This is a genomic window from Leucobacter fengyongliangi, from assembly GCF_050971685.1.
Classification (GTDB): domain Bacteria; phylum Actinomycetota; class Actinomycetes; order Actinomycetales; family Microbacteriaceae; genus Leucobacter.
The window spans coordinates 72,915-88,920 of the sequence record NZ_JBPCEU010000014.1 but is presented as its reverse complement, the minus strand read 5'-3'; the positions used below and the strand labels follow the sequence as shown (position 1 = coordinate 88,920).

Here is a 16,006-nt window from a genome sequence, read left to right as displayed (position 1 = left end):
CGTAGTGCCTCATGTCAAGATGATCGCGTAGTTCATCTTGTGCCTCACATAGATTGATCGCGTAACCCCGCGTTCAAGCCGAGCGGAGTTTCACCCCGCCCGACTGTCGCCCGCGCCGTCGTCTCTTCGATTCTTCGACCTCGGCCGTCAGGACCTCGGTCTTCCACCCGGCTTTGGTCATGAGCATGCCCTGATACCTGACAATGTCACGGCTCAGCTCGACCGGGTTGAGCTTCGCATACGTCTTTTCTAGCTCTCGCGTTTGCTGCAGGGAAAGTATGCCGGACTCGAGTAACCGCTCATACGGGGTCCGGGGAGCGTCATACACTCGCCGCCTACGCCCTTGCCCATCAGCTTCCCACCCCACTGGTTTCTTCGTGGGCGTGAAGAAGTTCATCTTCAGCATCACGACATGCCAAAGCCGTTCGAGGACTTCTCGTTCGTCGGTGGTGTCGTAACGGTAGTAGAAGCCGTACTTACGGACGATGTGGTTGTTCTTTGATTCCACGACCGCTTGATCGTTCTTCTTGTATGGCCGAGACCTCGTGAAGAAGATCTTTCGGCCGCGGGCCCATTCAACGACTTTGTCGTTGATGAACTCGCTCCCGTTATCGCAGTCCAACCCGGCAATCGCGAACGGTAACGCAGCCTCGAGACGCTCGAGAGCTGTGATCATGTGCACGCGCGCGTTGTTCCGCAACACTTCCAGGTGCGTCCACCCGGTGTGCACGCAGGTCGCGGTGAGGGTCCTCGCGAACTCGCCTTTCAGTGTTGGGCCGCAATGCGCGACCGTGTCGCACTCCATGAATCCCGGCTCGTGTTCTGCCTCGTCGCCCGCTTTCCGGATCGTGATCGAGGTACGTAGCAGCGCGCCAGAGCGGGTGGCCGAGATCCCTTTCAGATCGAGTGCTCGCCGGTGCTCTTGCAGGTAGCGATCGATCGTCGCGGCGGACATGCGTAAGAGCTCGGCACGCACCTCGGGACTGTAGTCGTGCTTACCATTGCGGAGCTCACCATGGGCTTCGAGCTGGGGGATCCACGCGGGGATCATCTCGTGCATATATTTCCCGCACGGGTACATCATGACCTTCCACAGCCACACCAGCACCCGTTTCGATGCTGCAGAGTACGTCGTTGGGCGGTGACGGCGACGATCGAGCTGGGAGACATTCTTCACGCCCAAATGCGGTCTGGTGAGATAACGCCTGGCTGACACCCGAGACAGACCGGTGGTTGCGCAGAACTGATCCAGAATCTTCGATTTCTCGGACCTGCTCGCGGTCTTATAGGCCTGTTTGAGTTGTTTGGTGACTTCGATTCGTGTCGGCACTGACACCACACCCTTGTTCATACCGGTTCAGCGTAAGAGTATGCGATCAAAGTATGTGAGGCACGACTCGGGCTACGCGATCAATATACGTAAGGTACGCCGAACTCTTGACTCTTTGTAGCTCCGGGGTTACGTTACCCACGTATTCAAAATAACAAATTGAGTGCAAAATACGTGTCATATTACGTTCTCCCTGCGGAGAACTGCACACCCGCGTACTCCGCAACGAAGCGGCAGGAGACTGAAGTGGGAACTGTAGGACTGCTCTACGTTGGGGCCGTGTTGTTCATTAACGGTCTGATGCTCTTAAACGTTGTACCGGGTAAATCGGCGGCAGCGATGAATCTTTTCGTCGGCGGGATGCAAGTGGTACTCCCGACGCTCACTTTACTGACCGCAGACGGAGATCCCGCGGTCATTCTGGGTGCTTCTGGGCTTTACCTTTTCGGCTTCACCTATTTATATGTGGCTTGGAATCAGCTCACTGGTGCCTCAGGGGAAGGCCTCGGATGGTTCTCGCTGTTCGTGGCGGCCTGCGCGGTGGTCTACGGCATGCTCCAGTTCACCCTGGTAAATGACCCTGTCTTTGGGATCATCTGGTTCTCTTGGGCTGTGCTGTGGTTCCTATTTTTCTTGGTGCTTGCACTCAACCGCGAAGAGCTCACGCGTATCACCGGATGGTTCACGCTGATGCTCGGAATCTTAACGGGAGCGGTACCCGCGTTCTTGTTATTGACCCAGACGTATCAGAGCACCTCGTTTGGTGCGGTTATTGCTGCGGTGATCGCAGTGCTGGTCTTTCTCCTCTCGTGGGTGTTGGGGAAGCCCAAGCGTACGGTCTCTTCACCCGCGGATTCCGCACGTGCGGCTGTCGCCGCCCCGTAACCCCAGGTACCTACCAGCAGCGAAATAGCTGTCTGATCAGAAAGGAGATCTGAGTGCCGAGTTACTCGTACCGGTGTACTGCAGGGTGCATCTACGATGCCAGGTTTGATATGGCGGCGGTGCCGCGTGAAATGGAGTGCAGAGTTTGCGGATCTGAAGCACACAAATTGATCACCGCACCCTATCTATCGCGCGCAGGCGGATCAGCACTGGGACTGATCGAGAGCTCCGCCCGTAGCGCCCACGAACCGGAAGTGGTGAGCCAACTACCCCAACAGGGAAGAAAGCGAACACAACCAGTAACCACTAACCCCATGCATCAAAAACTTCCCAGAGATTAGGTCACGATCACACAATCGGGTGACGAAGGTGTTTCCCGATTATTCTCAACAAAGGAGAAGGTTCCATGCCCGAACACATATTCAAATTGGATTCGTCCAAGAAATTTACGGAACAGGAGAAACTTGGTCACAACCGTTGGCACCCGGAGATTCCTCCAGTTGCCACGGTAAAGCCCGGCGATTCATTCCGCGTCGACTGCCGCGAATGGTTTGACGGTGCAATCAAAAATGACGACTCTGCGCAAGACATCCTCGATGCACCTCTGCTGACCGTGCACACGCTCAGCGGGCCGTTCCGAGTGGAGGGTGCGAAGCCCGGCGATCTTCTGGTCGTCGACATCCTTGATGTCGGACCGATTCCCCAAGAAGATTCGGGCCCCCTTGCTGGTCAAGGGTGGGGCTACACCGGAATCTTCTCAAGGAACAACGGCGGCGGGTTTCTGACCGAGCAGTTTCCAGACGCCTACAAGGCAATATGGGATTTCAATGGGCAGACGGCGACCTCTCGGCACGTGCCCGCGGTCTCCTTCACCGGCCTGATCCACCCAGGCCTGATGGGCACCGCACCATCGGCCGGGTTGTTGGCGAAATGGAATGCTCGCGAGGGTGCACTGATCGCAACTGATCCGCATCGAGTGCCGCCCCTGGCTTTGCCACCAGAAGCCGAGCATGCAATTTTGGGAGGTGTGCCCGCGGATCAGTATACGCGTATCGGGAGTGAGGCTGCGAGAACCGCACCGCCGCGTGAAAACGGAGGTAATCAAGACATCAAGAACCTCAGCAAGGGAACCCGGATTTTCTACCCGGTGTTCGTAGACGGCGCGAACCTTTCTGTCGGCGACCTGCACTTCTCGCAAGGTGACGGTGAAATTACCTTCTGTGGTGCCATCGAAATGGGTGGATTCATCGACCTCCGGGTCGATCTCATTCGCGGAGGAATGGATACCTATGGGGTCTCGGAAAATGCGATCTTCATGCCCGGAAACGTAGAGCCTCAGTACAGCGAGTGGCTCGCCTTCTCGGGCACTTCTGTGACTCTTGACGGGGAGCAGAAGTACCTGGATTCGCATCTTTCGTACCAGCGGGCGTGCCTGCACGCGATCGATTACCTGACGAAATTCGGATATCAGCCCGAGCAGGCGTACCTCCTATTGGGATCCGCTCCGATCGAAGGTCGTCTCTCGGGCGTTGTCGATATCCCGAACTCCTGTTCGACGGTGTATCTGCCGACGGCGATCTTCGATTTCGATGTGCGACCTTCCGCATCGGGCCCATTCCAGATTGACTCGGGAATGGGAGCCCCCCGCGCCGCAAACAAGTAAGTCACAGCAAATAGTGGGGTGGAGCGCAACGCTCCACCCCACTATTTCTGCGTTGTGTGTAGCGCCGGGCGACCGAGGTTTGGCGATGCGGCGTGTAATCGCTCAGTCGTGTATTGGACAGCGAGGTAGGTGCTACACGGTGACCGGTCGCCCGACTCCTACAGGAGCTGACGCAGGCTCGAGCCTCACGATCACTGCTTTCGACACTGGCGTATTGCTCTCGAGTGCGGTGCTGTCGAGGGGGACCAGGACATTGGCCTCGGGGAAGTATGCCGCGGCGCAGCCCCGAGCGGTCGGGAATGCAACGGTGCGAAATCCGCGAAGGACGCGATCAGGCTGATCCTTCCACTCACTAAAAATATCTACCGTCTGGCCGTCGTCAATTCCAAGCTCAGCCAAATCATCGGGGTGCACAAAGATCACCGAACGACCCCGAGTAATACCCCGATAGCGATCATTCAAGCTGTAAATCGTTGTGTTGAATTGATCGTGTGACCGCATAGTCTGCAAGATCAGTCTGCCCGGGGGGCAGCTCACATGTTCGAGTTCATTGACCGTGATTCGCGCTTTACCGGTTTCGGTATCGAAACGGCGCTCATCGCGCGGACCGTTCGGAAGAACGAAGCCACCCTTCAGTCGGATGTCGTGATTGAAGTTCTCAAATCCAGGGATGACCCGAGAGATGTGATCTCTGATCCGATCGTAATCATCCATCATGCCGAGCCAATCGATTCCATGGGTGTCATTCAGCGTTGCGTGTGCCATTCCTGCGATCACCGCGACCTCAGATCGCACCTCAGCCGATATTGGCTCGATCTGCCCATAGGAGGCATGCACCGCACATACGGTGTCTTCTACCGACACAAACTGCTCGCCGGAAGACTGGCGATCAATTTCGGTGCGGCCGAGCACCGGCAAAATGAGTGCCTCCTCGCCGGTGATAACGTGTGAACGATTGAGTTTTGTCGAGAGTTGGACGCTGAGGCGCGTCTTCTGCATGGCGGTTTCGGCAAGGTTGGCATCAGAGATTGCCCCGAGCAGATTCCCTCCAAGGCCCACCCAGACCTTGATTTTTCCTTCGTTGAGCGCGCGGATCCCGTCGACCGAGTCGACCCCGTGTTTTCTCGGCGGATCAAACCCAAACTCGGCGCCCAATGCATCCATAAACGAGTCGGGCATCCGCTCCCACACTCCCATGGTGCGGTCACCCTGCACATTGCTGTGCCCGCGGATTGGACACGCACCCGCACCCGGCTTGCCGATGTTTCCACGGAGGAGGAGGAGATTTACGATCTCGCGGATTGTGTCGACTGCCTTGCGGTGCTGGGTGATTCCCATTGCCCAGGTGATGATCACTCGGTCTGCAGCGAGGTATCGTTTGGCGAGTTCGTCTATTTCGGCATCGGGAATGCCAGTGGCTCGTGCCACTTCGACAGCGTCAAGCTGTGAGAGGTGGGTTGCAAATTCCTCAAACCCATCGCAGTGCTGAGCGATAAAGTCGTGATCGAGCACGGTTCCGGGTGCCTTCTGCTCTGCAGCGAGCACCCGCTGCGACAGTGCCTGGAGGAGGGCCATGTCGCCCCCGATCCGCACCTGAATATACTGATCTGCAATTTTTGTTCCCTTTCCGAGCCAACCCTTCACGCGCTGCGGATTCTTGTACCGAATCAGTCCTGCTTCGGGAAGCGGGTTGATTGCCACGATGTGTGCGCCTTTGTCTTTGGCCTCTTCGAGGGCAGTCAACATGCGGGGGTGGTTCGTGCCCGGGTTTTGTCCCATCACGATGATGAGGTCGGCTTTCTCAAAATCGTCATAGGCCACGGTTGACTTGCCGATTCCGAGGGTGTGCTGCATGGCCACCCCGGTTGATTCGTGGCACATATTCGAGCAATCGGGCAAATTGTTGGTGCCGAATGCTCGGGCGAAGAGTTGGTACAGAAACGCCGCCTCGTTTGATGCGCGCCCACTGGTGTAAAAGGCTGCCTCGTCGGGTGAGGGGAGCGCGCGTAGGTGTTCCCCGATGAGACGAAACGCGTCATCCCAGGCGATCGGTTCGTAATGGTCCGCCCCGGCGGGTTTATACACCGGCTCGGTCAGGCGGCCCTGCATGCCCAGCCAGTACTCTGTCTTATCTGCAAGCGAAGTGAGACTGTGCTGCTGCCAAAAACTGGGTTCGATCTTCAGGGGAGTCGCTTCCCACACCACGGCTTTGGCACCGTTTTCGCAAAACTCAGCCAGTTTGCGGTGATCTGGGTCTGGCCATGCACAGCTCATGCAATCGAAACCATCTTTGTGGTTGATTTTGGTCATCAGTTTGAGTGTGCGTGATGGCCCCAAGTCTTCCAGGGCGGGGATCATCGAGTGCGTGACTCCGTGAACGCCGGCCGCCCACTCTTTGGGGGCTGTGACTCTGATGTCGGCGTCAGAGAAATCTTCGTCGAGAGGTTTGGGACTCATGAGGCACATTCTTCCTGGAGCTCGAGGCCGAGATCATTTCGGGTTGCTGCTTCTGCTGGCGAGTCTATGTTGAGAAGTCGATCGGGTCGACTGTAAATCACCATCGAAGGACCCCGAAGAAATCCGACGAGCGTCATGCCACACTCTTCCGCGAGATCGGCGGCAAGGGATGACGGTGCGGAGACCGCGGCAAGGAGCGGGATACCCGCCATGAGGGCCTTCTGAGTGAGTTCGAAACTGGCACGCCCCGAAACCATCAGCACGCACTCCCGGGCCGGAAACTTTCCGTTCAGCAGTGCCCAGCCCACGACCTTATCGACCGCATTGTGTCGGCCGACATCTTCTCGCAATACCAGCAATTCGCCGGTACGCCCGTCGAACAATCCTGCGGCGTGCAGGCCACCGGTGCGGTCAAACACGCGCTGCTGAGCGCGGAGCGCATCGGGGAAGCCGGCGAGCATCTCAGGTGACAACACAAGTGGATCGCGATCCACTGCGAATGAGGAGGTCGTGCGCACCGCGTCGATGGTTGACTTGCCGCACAGACCACAGGCGCTCGTCGTCGTGAAATTCCGCTCAAGGCTCGGGTCGGGGGGTGGCACGCCCGGGGCCAGGGTGATGTCGAGAATGTTATAGGTGTTTCCATCGTCTCCGTCGGTAGCGCCCGCACAATAACGTGCGACCGCGTAATCCTCAGACTGGTGAATGATTCCCTCAGAGACGAGAAACCCAGCAGCCAGCTCGACGTCATTCCCGGGGGTGCGCATGGTGATCGCCAGCGAGCGGCCGAACACCCGCATCTCGAGGGGCTCTTCCACCGCGAGTGAATCTGGGGCCTGACGAGGGGGTTGCCCGAGCGTCACCCGGGTGACCCGTCGCCGTGCAGTAATTCGAGACATGTTATGTGGATAGCATGGAACTTCGATGGTTTCAAGGCACGATGCGCTGCGCGCCGAACTGTGATTCGAATATCGAGCGCGTCTTTCTACACCAGAGCGGTCTATGCCTCAGAGCGGAGGGACGAGCGTGAGCCTCACCCCAGATCAGCATGTGAATTGGATCCTCGAGAGGATCGGCAAGACTTCGGAACGTGAGTGTGGCACGGTAAGTGCGTTCGGACTGACGGTGTCTCGCGACGTGGCTGCGTCGCGTGAGCTGCCGCTGTGGGATAACTCTGCGATGGATGGGTACGCGCTGCGATCGGACGACATCGCGGGCGCGACCGTCGAGCACCCCGTGCGGTTGCGTGTGGCTGGGGAAGTCGCCGCAGGGAGTGAATGTGATCCACTCATTACTCAGGGCCAAACCGTGCGCATTATGACCGGAGCGCCAGTTCCGAGCGCTGCCGATGCGGTGGTGCCCGTGGAACAGGTGTCGAGTGAGCAGGGCACGGGGGCCTGGGGCAACGAATGGGTTGAGATAGTTGCCCCGATCGCCGCCGGTGCGAATATCCGGCGTCGCGGTGAAGACATTTCCGCGGGCACGACGCTGGCGCTGCGCGGGCAGTTGTTGACGCCAGCCAGGCTTGCATCACTCGCAGCATCCGGAATAGAACGGGTGTGGGTGCGCGAGAAGCCACGGGTGGTAGTGCTCGTCACCGGCGCCGAGCTCCGTGCCCCGGGGGAGCCGCTTGCACGCGGCCAGATCCCAGAGTCGAACTCCATACTGCTCGTCTCGCTCCTGGCTGACCTGGGCATCGAAGCGGTAGCGGTACGACGTAACGCAGATGATGCGGTAAGTCTTCGGGCTCAACTCAGTGATCTTTCGCGTGAGAGCGATGTGATCATCACCTCGGGGGGAATTGGCCCGGGCACACGCGATGTGACCCGGATCGCGCTTGAGCAAGAGCCTGCGGTGCGCGCGGTAAGAGTGGCGATGCGTCCGGGTCAGCCTCAGAATGTGGGGCGGCTGCAGAACGGGGCATTTATCTTTGCGCTGCCGGGAAACCCGGTGAGCGCCGCAGTCAGTTTCGAACTCTTCGTGCGCCCGGCATTGCTCGCTCTCCAGGGCCGCACCGAATTGCACCGGCGCCGTCTTGCGGCCGAGGCAACTGTGGCTTGGCGCGGAGTGATGGGGCAACTGCAAGTGCTACCGGTGTCGCTTGCGAGTCGCGACACGCGACTCACTTGCACCCCCGTGGTGAATCCGCGCGGGGTATCGCACGCGGTGGGCGGCCACGGTGCCACCGACGCCTACGCGCTCGTGGGGCCGGAGCGAGGCGATGTGCAGGCCGGAGAAACGGTGACCGTGATCGCGGTGACGCCATGAGCCAGTTCGATGCGATGATTCTCACAGGCGGAAAAAGTAGTCGCCTCGGCGGTCAGGAGAAAGCAACGATGCGCCTTGGGGGCGAACGATTAGTGGATCGCGTGGCAGCGGCTGCGCTCGCTGTTGGCGCCAACCGGCTCATTACTGTGGGGCCTGAACATGCGGCACCTGCCGGCAGTGTGGTGGTGCGTGAGGATCCACCGTTTACCGGCCCGCTTGCTGCGATTGCGGCAGGGCTTGAACTGGTGCACGAGGAGTGGGTGATGATCCTTCCCTGCGACCTTGCCCGACCTGATGCACTGTGTCTGGCGCTGACGGATGCCTGGCAATCCGGCAGAGAATCCGAAGGCGAGGGAGTGTTGCTGCGGGACTCGTTGGGGCATCGGCAGTGGCTGGCGGGAATCTATGCATCAGATGCGTTGCGTGCAGCATGCGCAGCGCTCGGAGACAGGCTTACCGACCTGCCGGTGCGACGCGCATTCGGCATGCGCGGCTGCGAGAAGCGCCCGTTGACGACGCTATTTCGTTTGATATTGACCGCCCGGAGGATCTGTTGCGGGCTCAGACAGAGATGAACAGCGGGCTACCCACGCACTCGGAAAGCCCGAGATAATCGGGCAACGAGACCGCTCAACACCAAGTGACCGCAGCAGGGAGACCCCATGTCAGACGCAAAACATTTACCTCCACACGCACTCAACGAGTGGGTACGAGCAGCATCGGCCGAGCTCGGATTGGATGCGGATCTCGCGGCAATCACCACCGTGCTTGATCTTGCGCGTGATGTTGCTCACGATGTGGCCAGGCCAGCTGCCCCAGTCAGCGCCTACTTGCTGGGTCTTGCCGTGGGCGCAGCGCGAGAGCCGCTGGAGACGCGAGATGAGCTTGCGCAGCGTCTCGTGACGCTCGCGGCCGGCTGGCAGGGCGCGGTGAAGCAGGAGTAGCGAACCGAGCCCACACACCACAACGGGGCCCCGGCATTTGCCGAGACCCCGTTCAGTGAGAACAAGCTTAGAACTGGTTCATCGTGTTATCTTTGCCGCTGGCCTTGAGGGCGGCGTCGCCGGCGAAGTACTCCTTGTGGTTGTCGCCGATGTCGCTGCCAGCCATGTTCTGGTGCTTGACGGTGGCGATGCCCTGGCGGATCTCCTGGCGCTGCACGTCGCGAACGTAGGTGAGCATGCCCTCTTCACCGAAGTAGCCCTTGGCGAGGTTGTCGGTCGACAGCGCAGCCGTGTGGTAGGTGGGCAGGGTGATGAGGTGGTGGAAGATGCCGGCACGTGCCGACCCCTCCTTCTGGAACGTGCGGATCTTCTCGTCGGCGAGCTGCGCGAGCTCGGTGCCGTCGTAGTCGACGCTCATCAGGTTGTCGCGGTTGTACGCCGACACGTCCTTGCCCTGCTCCACCATCAGGTCGTATGCCTGCTGGCGGAAGCTCAGGGTCCAGTTGAACGACGGGCTGTTGTTGTACACGAGCTTCGCGTTCGGGGCGACCTCGCGGATGCGATCCACCATGCTCGCGATCTGCTCAACGTGCGGCTTCTCGGTCTCGATCCAGAGCAGGTCGGCTCCGTTCTGCAGCGAGGTGATGCAGTCGAGCACGCAGCGGTCTTCGCCGGTACCCGCGCGGAACTGGTACAGGTTGCTGGGGAGGCGCTTCGGGCGCAGCAGCTTGCCGTCGCGCTTGATCACCACGTCGCCGTTACCGAGATCGCTCTCGGAGATCGCTTCGACATCGAGGAACGAGTTGTACTGGTCGCCCAGATCGCCGGGGGTGTGGGTCACGGCGAGCTTCTGGGTGAGGCCGGCACCGAGCGAGTCGGTACGGGCAACGATCACGCCGTTGTCGATGCCGAGCTCGAGGAAGGCGTAGCGCACCGCATTGATCTTCGCGAGGAAATCCTCGTGCGGCACGGTGACCTTGCCGTCTTGGTGACCGCACTGCTTCTCGTCTGAGACCTGGTTTTCGATCTGGATCGCGCAGGCGCCAGCCTCGATCATCTTCTTGGCGAGCAGGTAGGTCGCCTCGGGGTTGCCGAAGCCGGCATCGATGTCGGCGATGATCGGCACCACGTGCGTCTCGTAGTTGTCGATCTGGGATTGGATGAACTCGATCGCGGTCTCGTCGCCGGCCTGGCGGGCACCGTCGAGCTGCGTGAAGAGGAGGTCGAGCTCGCGGGCATCTGCCTGGCGCAGGAAGGTGTAGAGCTCCTCGATGAGGGCCGGTACCGAGGTCTTCTCGTGCATCGACTGATCGGGGAGGGGACCGAACTCCGAGCGGAGGGCGGCAACCATCCAGCCCGAGAGGTAGAGGTAGCGCTTGTTGGTGCTCTTGAAGTGCTTCTTGATCGAGATCAGCTTCTGTTGGCCGATGAAGCCGTGCCAGACACCGAGCGACTGGGTGTAGACCGAGGTGTCGTTGTCGTACTCGGCCATGTCGCGGCGCATGATGTCGGCGGTGTACTGGGCGATCTCGAGACCGGTCTTGAACCGGTTCTGTGCCCGCATGCGAGCGACGTTCTCGGGGTTGATCGCATCCCAGCTGGAGCCGGCCTGCTCTTTGAGTGCCGACACGGCGTCGATGTCGTTTTGGTACGCAGTCATGATGAGTCCTTCGTGTGGTGTGGTCTAGCTCACAAGTACTGTGATCTTGATCGCTAGTTCCACTCTGGGGCACGATGCAATTGTGAGTGCCCCGATTCAGGGGGTGAAATTCATGACTATTTCTACGCTTCAGAAAATGCGATGGATCGCGCGGTCCGAATTGGGCCATCAGCCCGGGGCTCGCGCTGCCCATGATGCCGCTCGCAGAGGTGGCGAGAAGCTCCACGCTCATGGCACCAAGGGTAGGTAGCGCTCCACTTGATGTGCACAGTTGATCACGCATCGAGATTGCCCGGACTTCTCCACAGATTACTGGGGTCAGGCCGATGTGCCGTGGTGATTACCTAGCCTAAGGCCATGTTTCAAATCGCGCACAAAGGTCGACTGCATCACTGCGCGCAGCTAGCTTATATAACGCATTGCGTTAATAGCGGCAGACGTTATAGGATTGTCCCGTGATTAGGTCGTTCGGTGACCGAAACACGGAGCGACTCTGGCAGAGAGAATCGGTGCGTGCACTTGATTCTCGAATCCTCCGCGTCGCCCTTCGAAAGCTCACAATGATCGACGCTGCAGTGCGGCTTGAAGATCTCAGAGTGCCACCCGGTAACAGGCTCGAACCTCTGAGAGGGAAGCGCGCAGGTCAACACAGTATTCGTATCAATGACCAATGGAGAATCTGCTTCGTGTGGACTGAGTACGGAGCAGAACTCGTGACGATAGCGGATTACCACTAGGGAATCTCATGAACAACCTGACACAAGTTGCCAGCAAGGCGTCAACGAAGTTAGACCCGATACTTCCGGGTGAAGTGCTCATGGAGGAGTTCATCGAACCCTTGGGCCTCACGCAGAATCGCGTCGCGATCGCCATCGGTGTGCCTCCGAGGCGAATCAACGAGATAGTGCACGGAAAGCGTCGCATTACCGCCGACACCGCGCTCCGACTCGGACGCTATTTCGGCACTACGGCGCAGTTCTGGATCAACCTGCAGACCCATCATGACCTCGAAGTCGAGCGTGATTCCTTGGAGGGTGTTCTTGACTCTATTCAACCGGTGAAGACTGCATAGAAGGTGTTCGGGAAGTCTGTGAATAGTTGCAGGGCCTGCAGCTACCCCTTGCCGAGCGCTGCCTTGTGATCAGCGAGCGGGTTGCGCAGCAACCACATCATTGACTTTCCGACGGTACCGGTGAGCTCGCCATCAACGCCTGCCGATGCGCAGTACGCGATGCGATCCACACCCGCCCGCTGCATACCCGCGACGATGTTCTGCGTCATCTGCGCGACTTCGGTCGACGGTTTCATCGGTATCGACGACGACAGGCACGAGATCACCGCGTCTTGCCCGTCGATCGCGCGCGCCACGGACTCGGCATCGAAGGCATCGCCCTGCACGATCGTCACACCGTCTGTCACCTCGAGCTTTTCGGGCGAGCGCACAAACGCCGTCACGATGTGCCCGGCAGCTACGGCGTGCCGCACGACGTGTTGCCCAACGCCACCGGTGGATCCAAATACGACGATCTTCACGTGCTTCCCGCGTTCACTCGACTCTGCGTGAACACTAGCGGAAACACGCTTCGTGCAGGCTTCGATGCGCGGGGTGGATCACTCCGCCCGGTGTTGCCCAATCACGGACCCCGCGGTAGCTGGGGGGCGCGCTTCCCGCGCGAGTGGCGTGGGTGATAAAATCATTTTATGAACTTGGTGTTGGAGTATGAAGGCGCAAGCCGAGACGCTGAGCTTGCGCGGCTGCGTCGTGTACTCGCCCTTCGCGCAATGATGGCACAGGGGGAATCGCAGCGCGAAGTTGCTCGGAGATTGGGCGTGACGCAACCTGCCATCAGCTACCAAGTTGCACGAGAACGCACTGATGGGGCCCGGCCGAGTGATCTGGTCACTGCGGGCAGGTCCGTGCTTCGGCAAGTGGCCGAACATCGTGGCTTCACCCGACTTGCGATGTTTGGCTCTGCGGCGCGTGGAGATGACCGACCGGATTCCGATCTCGACCTGCTCGTACAGCCACCACCTGACGCGGACTCATTCGACATGCTGCACCTGGAGGAGACTCTGGCGAGCATTCTTGGGAAGGACGTCGACATTGTGAGTTATCGCGGACTCGACCCTCGTCTGGATCAAGACATTCTCAGCGACAGGGTGTTGCTCTGATGGAGTTGAGAGTCGCGAAAGAGTAGCTGCACATCCAGCGCTGGCTATCCGTGGCGGCATCGATCGTCGATAGGGGAAAGGCCGCATACGATGCCGACGAGGTCGCGCAAGAGGCAGGCGACTCGATAATGATCAAGATCGGTGAGGCTGCTGCTGTGATAGAGGCGGGGCCTTCAACCTCGTCAGTGCTGCGCTGACCGCACCCGCAAACGATTCCTCGTGAGAGGATCGGCGCATGAGCACTGGGCTGACACCGCGGCAAGAGATCATCGAGGTTGCGATCAATAACACCATCAGTGGATCGCTGAAGTCCGAGATTGATGCCGCCCTCGCCGCGAAACCGCTGCACCGCATCGTGTCGATGTCGATCACCTCGACCGAGGAATACAGCACCGCCGCGATCGCGCTCATCGTGATCGAGTATCTGGCCGAGTAAGACTCCGGCCTCCGCGTGGAGTGCCACGCCGATACTGTCGGCACTGCAGTAGATAGCCCATCCACAAGCGGGCAGCAGCGGTCGGGTACCCCGAGCGCAGGCGACAACCACGGCCCGATTGCGGGGGCCCCACGAAGACTGAGACGAAAGGCGCGAAGAACCCATGCACCACCCCTTGCGATTGCTGCAGGCGTTGACTTTGGGCGCAGCAGGCCTCTTCGGTCTGTTCGTCGTGTTTGGCAACCTCAGCGATCCCGAAGCGAATTTTCAGTTCGTGCAGCACGTGCTGTCGATGGACACCACCTTCGCAGACAGCGGCATCAGGTGGCGGGCGATTGACTCGACCGCGATCCACATCGCTGCCTTCGTTGCGATCATCGCCGCAGAAGCCGTTTTCACGGCGCTTGCGCTCATCGGCGCGGTGCTGCTGCTGCGACATCGGCGGGCGGATCGACGCACCTACGACCGGGCGCGCGCCTGGGGGTTCGCCGCCTACGGGGTGGGGATTCTGATCTGGTTCGTTGGCTTCATTGTGGTGGGTTCGGAATGGTTTGCGATGTGGCAGTCTGAAACCTGGAATGGCAAGGAGACCGCGATGGGCCTCGCGACGTTGTGGGCGGTGTTCGCGGTGCTGCTGGCGCAGAATGAGCCCGACCCTGGTGTGTGACCAGGTTTGCGTTTCTACCAGGGTGGCGGGGCTGGCGGGCTCGGTGCGGTGAATCGCACGAGGCTCGGGGGCCGTTCGACATGGGTGCGGCCGGCGGGAGAGATCCACCGGAGCACGCCGCCCGATTCTTGGTGCACACGCCAACCCGAATGGTGTTTCAGCGTGTGATGCGATCTGCAGAGGTGGGCGAGGTTGTCGGTTGCGGTCGGACCGCCGCGCGCGGCATCGATGGTGTGGTCGAGGTCGCACCTCGCGAGTGGCACGCGACACCCGGGAAACCGGCAGTGCGCGTCGCGGGCGCCGAGCATACGGCGCATCTCTTCTGAGGGCCGGTAGCGTTCAACCCTCAGTACCGCACCGGTGGTTGGTTCTGCGGTAACCACCTCCCACGCCTGCGCGTGCCCGGCGAGTGTGCGCGCTGAGGCGCGGTCGATCGGGCCGTAACCGATGAGTTCTGGTGGGGCGGGCCGCGGAGCGCGCATTTTCCGGTGACCAACCTCGGCATCATGCGCCGGCATCAGCCCGCACACGAGCGCGTCACACCCGCCGATGATCTGCACCTGCGCGCGCACCGCACCGAGACCATTACCAGCATCATGCCCAGCAGCTTGCCCGTCACCGGCGCGTGACAGTGCATCATGTAGTTCCGGAGTGCCGGTGAGGAGAAGATCGGTGAAAATGTCAGCCTGGATCTCGTCTCGCGTGCGGGCCTGATCCACCAGGGCAACCCGCTTCCCCATCTGCAGCAGCCGATTCTTGATCGCGTATGCCTCAACGGCGGGCAAATGGGCGTACAGATCGGCCATGCCGTCTGCCGCTTCAGTGACGATCACACGGCGGCGGGTGCGTGCCTCCGCGTTGCGGGAGGCGAGGGATCGTTCGGCGAACTGCTCGGCGCGCATTTGCGCTCGCGGCCGCAGCTGCGCGTGAGTCGATTGCAGGGCCTCAGGCATGATGTTGCGTACATACTCGTCGCGGATCGCCTGCGTGTCGGTGGATGGGTCGCAGCCGAGCACCGTTCCCGCATCAACGATGACGCGAGCGTGACGCTCGGAGATCGCCCCCTCTTCGAACGCTTCCCACACCCGCCAGTACTGCGTGGTGAGCATGTGCGCGAACCCGATGTCGCGGCCGACCTGATGCTCGGTCAACTTCAGGCTGGTCGCCACCTCGGCCCGCAGTGCACGAAACTCGAGATCCCCTCGATCACCAACCGGCAGCCACTCGTCGCTCGCCTGGGTGTCGGCAGCAATCGCCGCGATGTCGAGCAGCTCTGCGTAGAGCCGCAGACGTTCGGCGCCGAGCCTTCGTAATTCGCGCTCATTCGCCTCGATTTGAGAGAGCAACGCCTCACGATCAGCCACCACCGGGCGCGGCACGTCGGTGCCGGAATCGGTGCTGATCGCTGCGGTGTTGGTCATGTTCCCAGTGAACCATCGACCACTGACATTCATCGAAAACGGGTGGATCACGCCTCGTTCTGAGTTGATCTCGCCGACGGTGGGGTGCAGTATCGGCTGCGCG

The 16,006-nt window shown here is 60.2% G+C and carries 16 protein-coding genes; 10 read left to right on the top strand and 6 right to left on the bottom strand.

The features are described from left to right. Window positions 1–73: 73 nt before the first annotated feature. Complete coding sequence (locus ACR0R4_RS11270; RefSeq protein WP_433645643.1) at window positions 74–1,351, bottom strand: integrase catalytic domain-containing protein; 1,278 nt, start codon at window positions 1,349–1,351, stop codon at window positions 74–76. Between the two features lie 225 nt (window positions 1,352–1,576). Between ACR0R4_RS11270 and ACR0R4_RS11265 the strand changes: the two genes are divergently transcribed. Together ACR0R4_RS11265 and fmdA are read left to right on the top strand one after the other, a co-directional pair. Beyond that, the gene (locus ACR0R4_RS11265; RefSeq protein WP_433647544.1) at window positions 1,577–2,215 is read left to right on the top strand and encodes an AmiS/UreI family transporter; all 639 of its coding nucleotides are present in this window, start codon (window positions 1,577–1,579) and stop codon (window positions 2,213–2,215) included. Window positions 2,216–2,621: 406 nt separating this feature from the next. Further along, entirely contained in the window at window positions 2,622–3,878 is a 1,257-nt protein-coding gene (fmdA, locus tag ACR0R4_RS11260; protein ID WP_433647543.1) for a formamidase, read from the top strand. A 132-nt stretch (window positions 3,879–4,010) separates the two neighbouring features. Here fmdA and ACR0R4_RS11255 read toward each other — a convergent pair whose 3' ends face one another. Both ACR0R4_RS11255 and fdhD read right to left on the bottom strand, forming a co-directional pair. Continuing rightward, on the bottom strand, window positions 4,011–6,335 hold the full coding sequence (locus ACR0R4_RS11255; RefSeq protein ID WP_433647542.1) for an FdhF/YdeP family oxidoreductase: 2,325 nt from the start codon (window positions 6,333–6,335) through the stop codon (window positions 4,011–4,013). Continuing rightward, window positions 6,332–7,234, bottom strand: coding sequence for a formate dehydrogenase accessory sulfurtransferase FdhD (fdhD, locus tag ACR0R4_RS11250; protein WP_433647541.1), 903 nt, complete (start codon window positions 7,232–7,234; stop codon window positions 6,332–6,334). The genes ACR0R4_RS11255 and fdhD overlap by 4 nt, the downstream gene beginning before the upstream one ends. 127 nt (window positions 7,235–7,361) lie before the next feature. On the opposite strand from fdhD, the gene ACR0R4_RS11245 reads away from it, so the two are divergent. The 3 genes from ACR0R4_RS11245 (at window position 7,362) to ACR0R4_RS11235 (ending at window position 9,547) form a co-directional block, all read left to right on the top strand. Next, window positions 7,362–8,603, top strand: a complete 1,242-nt coding sequence (locus ACR0R4_RS11245) for a molybdopterin molybdotransferase MoeA (RefSeq protein ID WP_433647540.1) — start codon at window positions 7,362–7,364, stop codon at window positions 8,601–8,603. Then, a complete protein-coding gene (gene mobA, locus ACR0R4_RS11240; protein WP_433647539.1) occupies window positions 8,600–9,178 on the top strand; it encodes a molybdenum cofactor guanylyltransferase in 579 nt (192 codons plus the stop codon). Before ACR0R4_RS11245 ends, mobA begins: the two co-directional genes overlap by 4 nt. Window positions 9,179–9,265: 87 nt before the next feature. Further along, window positions 9,266–9,547, top strand: a complete 282-nt coding sequence (locus ACR0R4_RS11235; RefSeq protein WP_433647538.1) for a DUF6457 domain-containing protein — start codon at window positions 9,266–9,268, stop codon at window positions 9,545–9,547. 67 nt (window positions 9,548–9,614) lie between these two features. On the opposite strand, the gene ACR0R4_RS11230 is transcribed toward ACR0R4_RS11235, so the two are convergent. Further along, a complete protein-coding gene (locus ACR0R4_RS11230) occupies window positions 9,615–11,207 on the bottom strand; it encodes an isocitrate lyase (protein WP_433647537.1) in 1,593 nt (530 codons plus the stop codon). 455 nt (window positions 11,208–11,662) lie between these two features. Here ACR0R4_RS11230 and ACR0R4_RS11225 point away from each other — a divergent pair, with 455 nt between their 5' ends. Both ACR0R4_RS11225 and ACR0R4_RS11220 read left to right on the top strand, forming a co-directional pair. After that, the gene (locus ACR0R4_RS11225; protein WP_433647536.1) at window positions 11,663–11,944 is read left to right on the top strand and encodes a type II toxin-antitoxin system RelE/ParE family toxin; all 282 of its coding nucleotides are present in this window, start codon (window positions 11,663–11,665) and stop codon (window positions 11,942–11,944) included. 8 nt (window positions 11,945–11,952) lie between these two features. Further along, window positions 11,953–12,279, top strand: coding sequence for a HigA family addiction module antitoxin (locus ACR0R4_RS11220; RefSeq protein WP_433647535.1), 327 nt, complete (start codon window positions 11,953–11,955; stop codon window positions 12,277–12,279). 41 nt (window positions 12,280–12,320) lie between these two features. Here ACR0R4_RS11220 and ACR0R4_RS11215 read toward each other — a convergent pair whose 3' ends face one another. After that, window positions 12,321–12,740 (bottom strand): NAD(P)-dependent oxidoreductase, encoded by a 420-nt coding sequence (locus tag ACR0R4_RS11215; RefSeq protein WP_433647534.1) that lies wholly within the window; start codon window positions 12,738–12,740, stop codon window positions 12,321–12,323. Window positions 12,741–12,908: 168 nt separating this feature from the next. Here ACR0R4_RS11215 and ACR0R4_RS11210 point away from each other — a divergent pair, with 168 nt between their 5' ends. From ACR0R4_RS11210 to ACR0R4_RS11200, 3 genes are all read left to right on the top strand, one after another. Continuing rightward, entirely contained in the window at window positions 12,909–13,379 is a 471-nt protein-coding gene (locus tag ACR0R4_RS11210) for a nucleotidyltransferase domain-containing protein (RefSeq protein WP_433647533.1), read from the top strand. Window positions 13,380–13,614: 235 nt separating this feature from the next. Further along, window positions 13,615–13,815, top strand: a complete 201-nt coding sequence (locus ACR0R4_RS11205; protein ID WP_433647532.1) for a hypothetical protein — start codon at window positions 13,615–13,617, stop codon at window positions 13,813–13,815. A 163-nt stretch (window positions 13,816–13,978) separates the two neighbouring features. After that, window positions 13,979–14,482, top strand: a complete 504-nt coding sequence (locus ACR0R4_RS11200) for a DUF2165 family protein (protein ID WP_433647531.1) — start codon at window positions 13,979–13,981, stop codon at window positions 14,480–14,482. A gap of 14 nt (window positions 14,483–14,496) precedes the next feature. Here ACR0R4_RS11200 and ACR0R4_RS11195 read toward each other — a convergent pair whose 3' ends face one another. Further along, window positions 14,497–15,903, bottom strand: coding sequence for an HNH endonuclease signature motif containing protein (locus ACR0R4_RS11195; RefSeq protein WP_433647530.1), 1,407 nt, complete (start codon window positions 15,901–15,903; stop codon window positions 14,497–14,499). Window positions 15,904–16,006 lie beyond the last annotated feature (103 nt).

Coding starts and splice junctions, on each gene's coding strand:
- ACR0R4_RS11200 (WP_433647531.1), top strand. CDS start 13,979: ATGCACCACCCCTTGCGATTGCTGCAGGCGTTGACTTTGGGCGCAGCA.
- ACR0R4_RS11195 (WP_433647530.1), bottom strand. CDS start 15,903: ATGACCAACACCGCAGCGATCAGCACCGATTCCGGCACCGACGTGCCG.
- fdhD (WP_433647541.1), bottom strand. CDS start 7,234: ATGTCTCGAATTACTGCACGGCGACGGGTCACCCGGGTGACGCTCGGG.
- ACR0R4_RS11210 (WP_433647533.1), top strand. CDS start 12,909: ATGAACTTGGTGTTGGAGTATGAAGGCGCAAGCCGAGACGCTGAGCTT.
- mobA (WP_433647539.1), top strand. CDS start 8,600: ATGAGCCAGTTCGATGCGATGATTCTCACAGGCGGAAAAAGTAGTCGC.
- ACR0R4_RS11230 (WP_433647537.1), bottom strand. CDS start 11,207: ATGACTGCGTACCAAAACGACATCGACGCCGTGTCGGCACTCAAAGAG.
- ACR0R4_RS11235 (WP_433647538.1), top strand. CDS start 9,266: ATGTCAGACGCAAAACATTTACCTCCACACGCACTCAACGAGTGGGTA.
- ACR0R4_RS11270 (WP_433645643.1), bottom strand. CDS start 1,351: ATGAACAAGGGTGTGGTGTCAGTGCCGACACGAATCGAAGTCACCAAA.
- ACR0R4_RS11255 (WP_433647542.1), bottom strand. CDS start 6,335: ATGAGTCCCAAACCTCTCGACGAAGATTTCTCTGACGCCGACATCAGA.
- ACR0R4_RS11220 (WP_433647535.1), top strand. CDS start 11,953: ATGAACAACCTGACACAAGTTGCCAGCAAGGCGTCAACGAAGTTAGAC.
- ACR0R4_RS11205 (WP_433647532.1), top strand. CDS start 13,615: ATGAGCACTGGGCTGACACCGCGGCAAGAGATCATCGAGGTTGCGATC.
- fmdA (WP_433647543.1), top strand. CDS start 2,622: ATGCCCGAACACATATTCAAATTGGATTCGTCCAAGAAATTTACGGAA.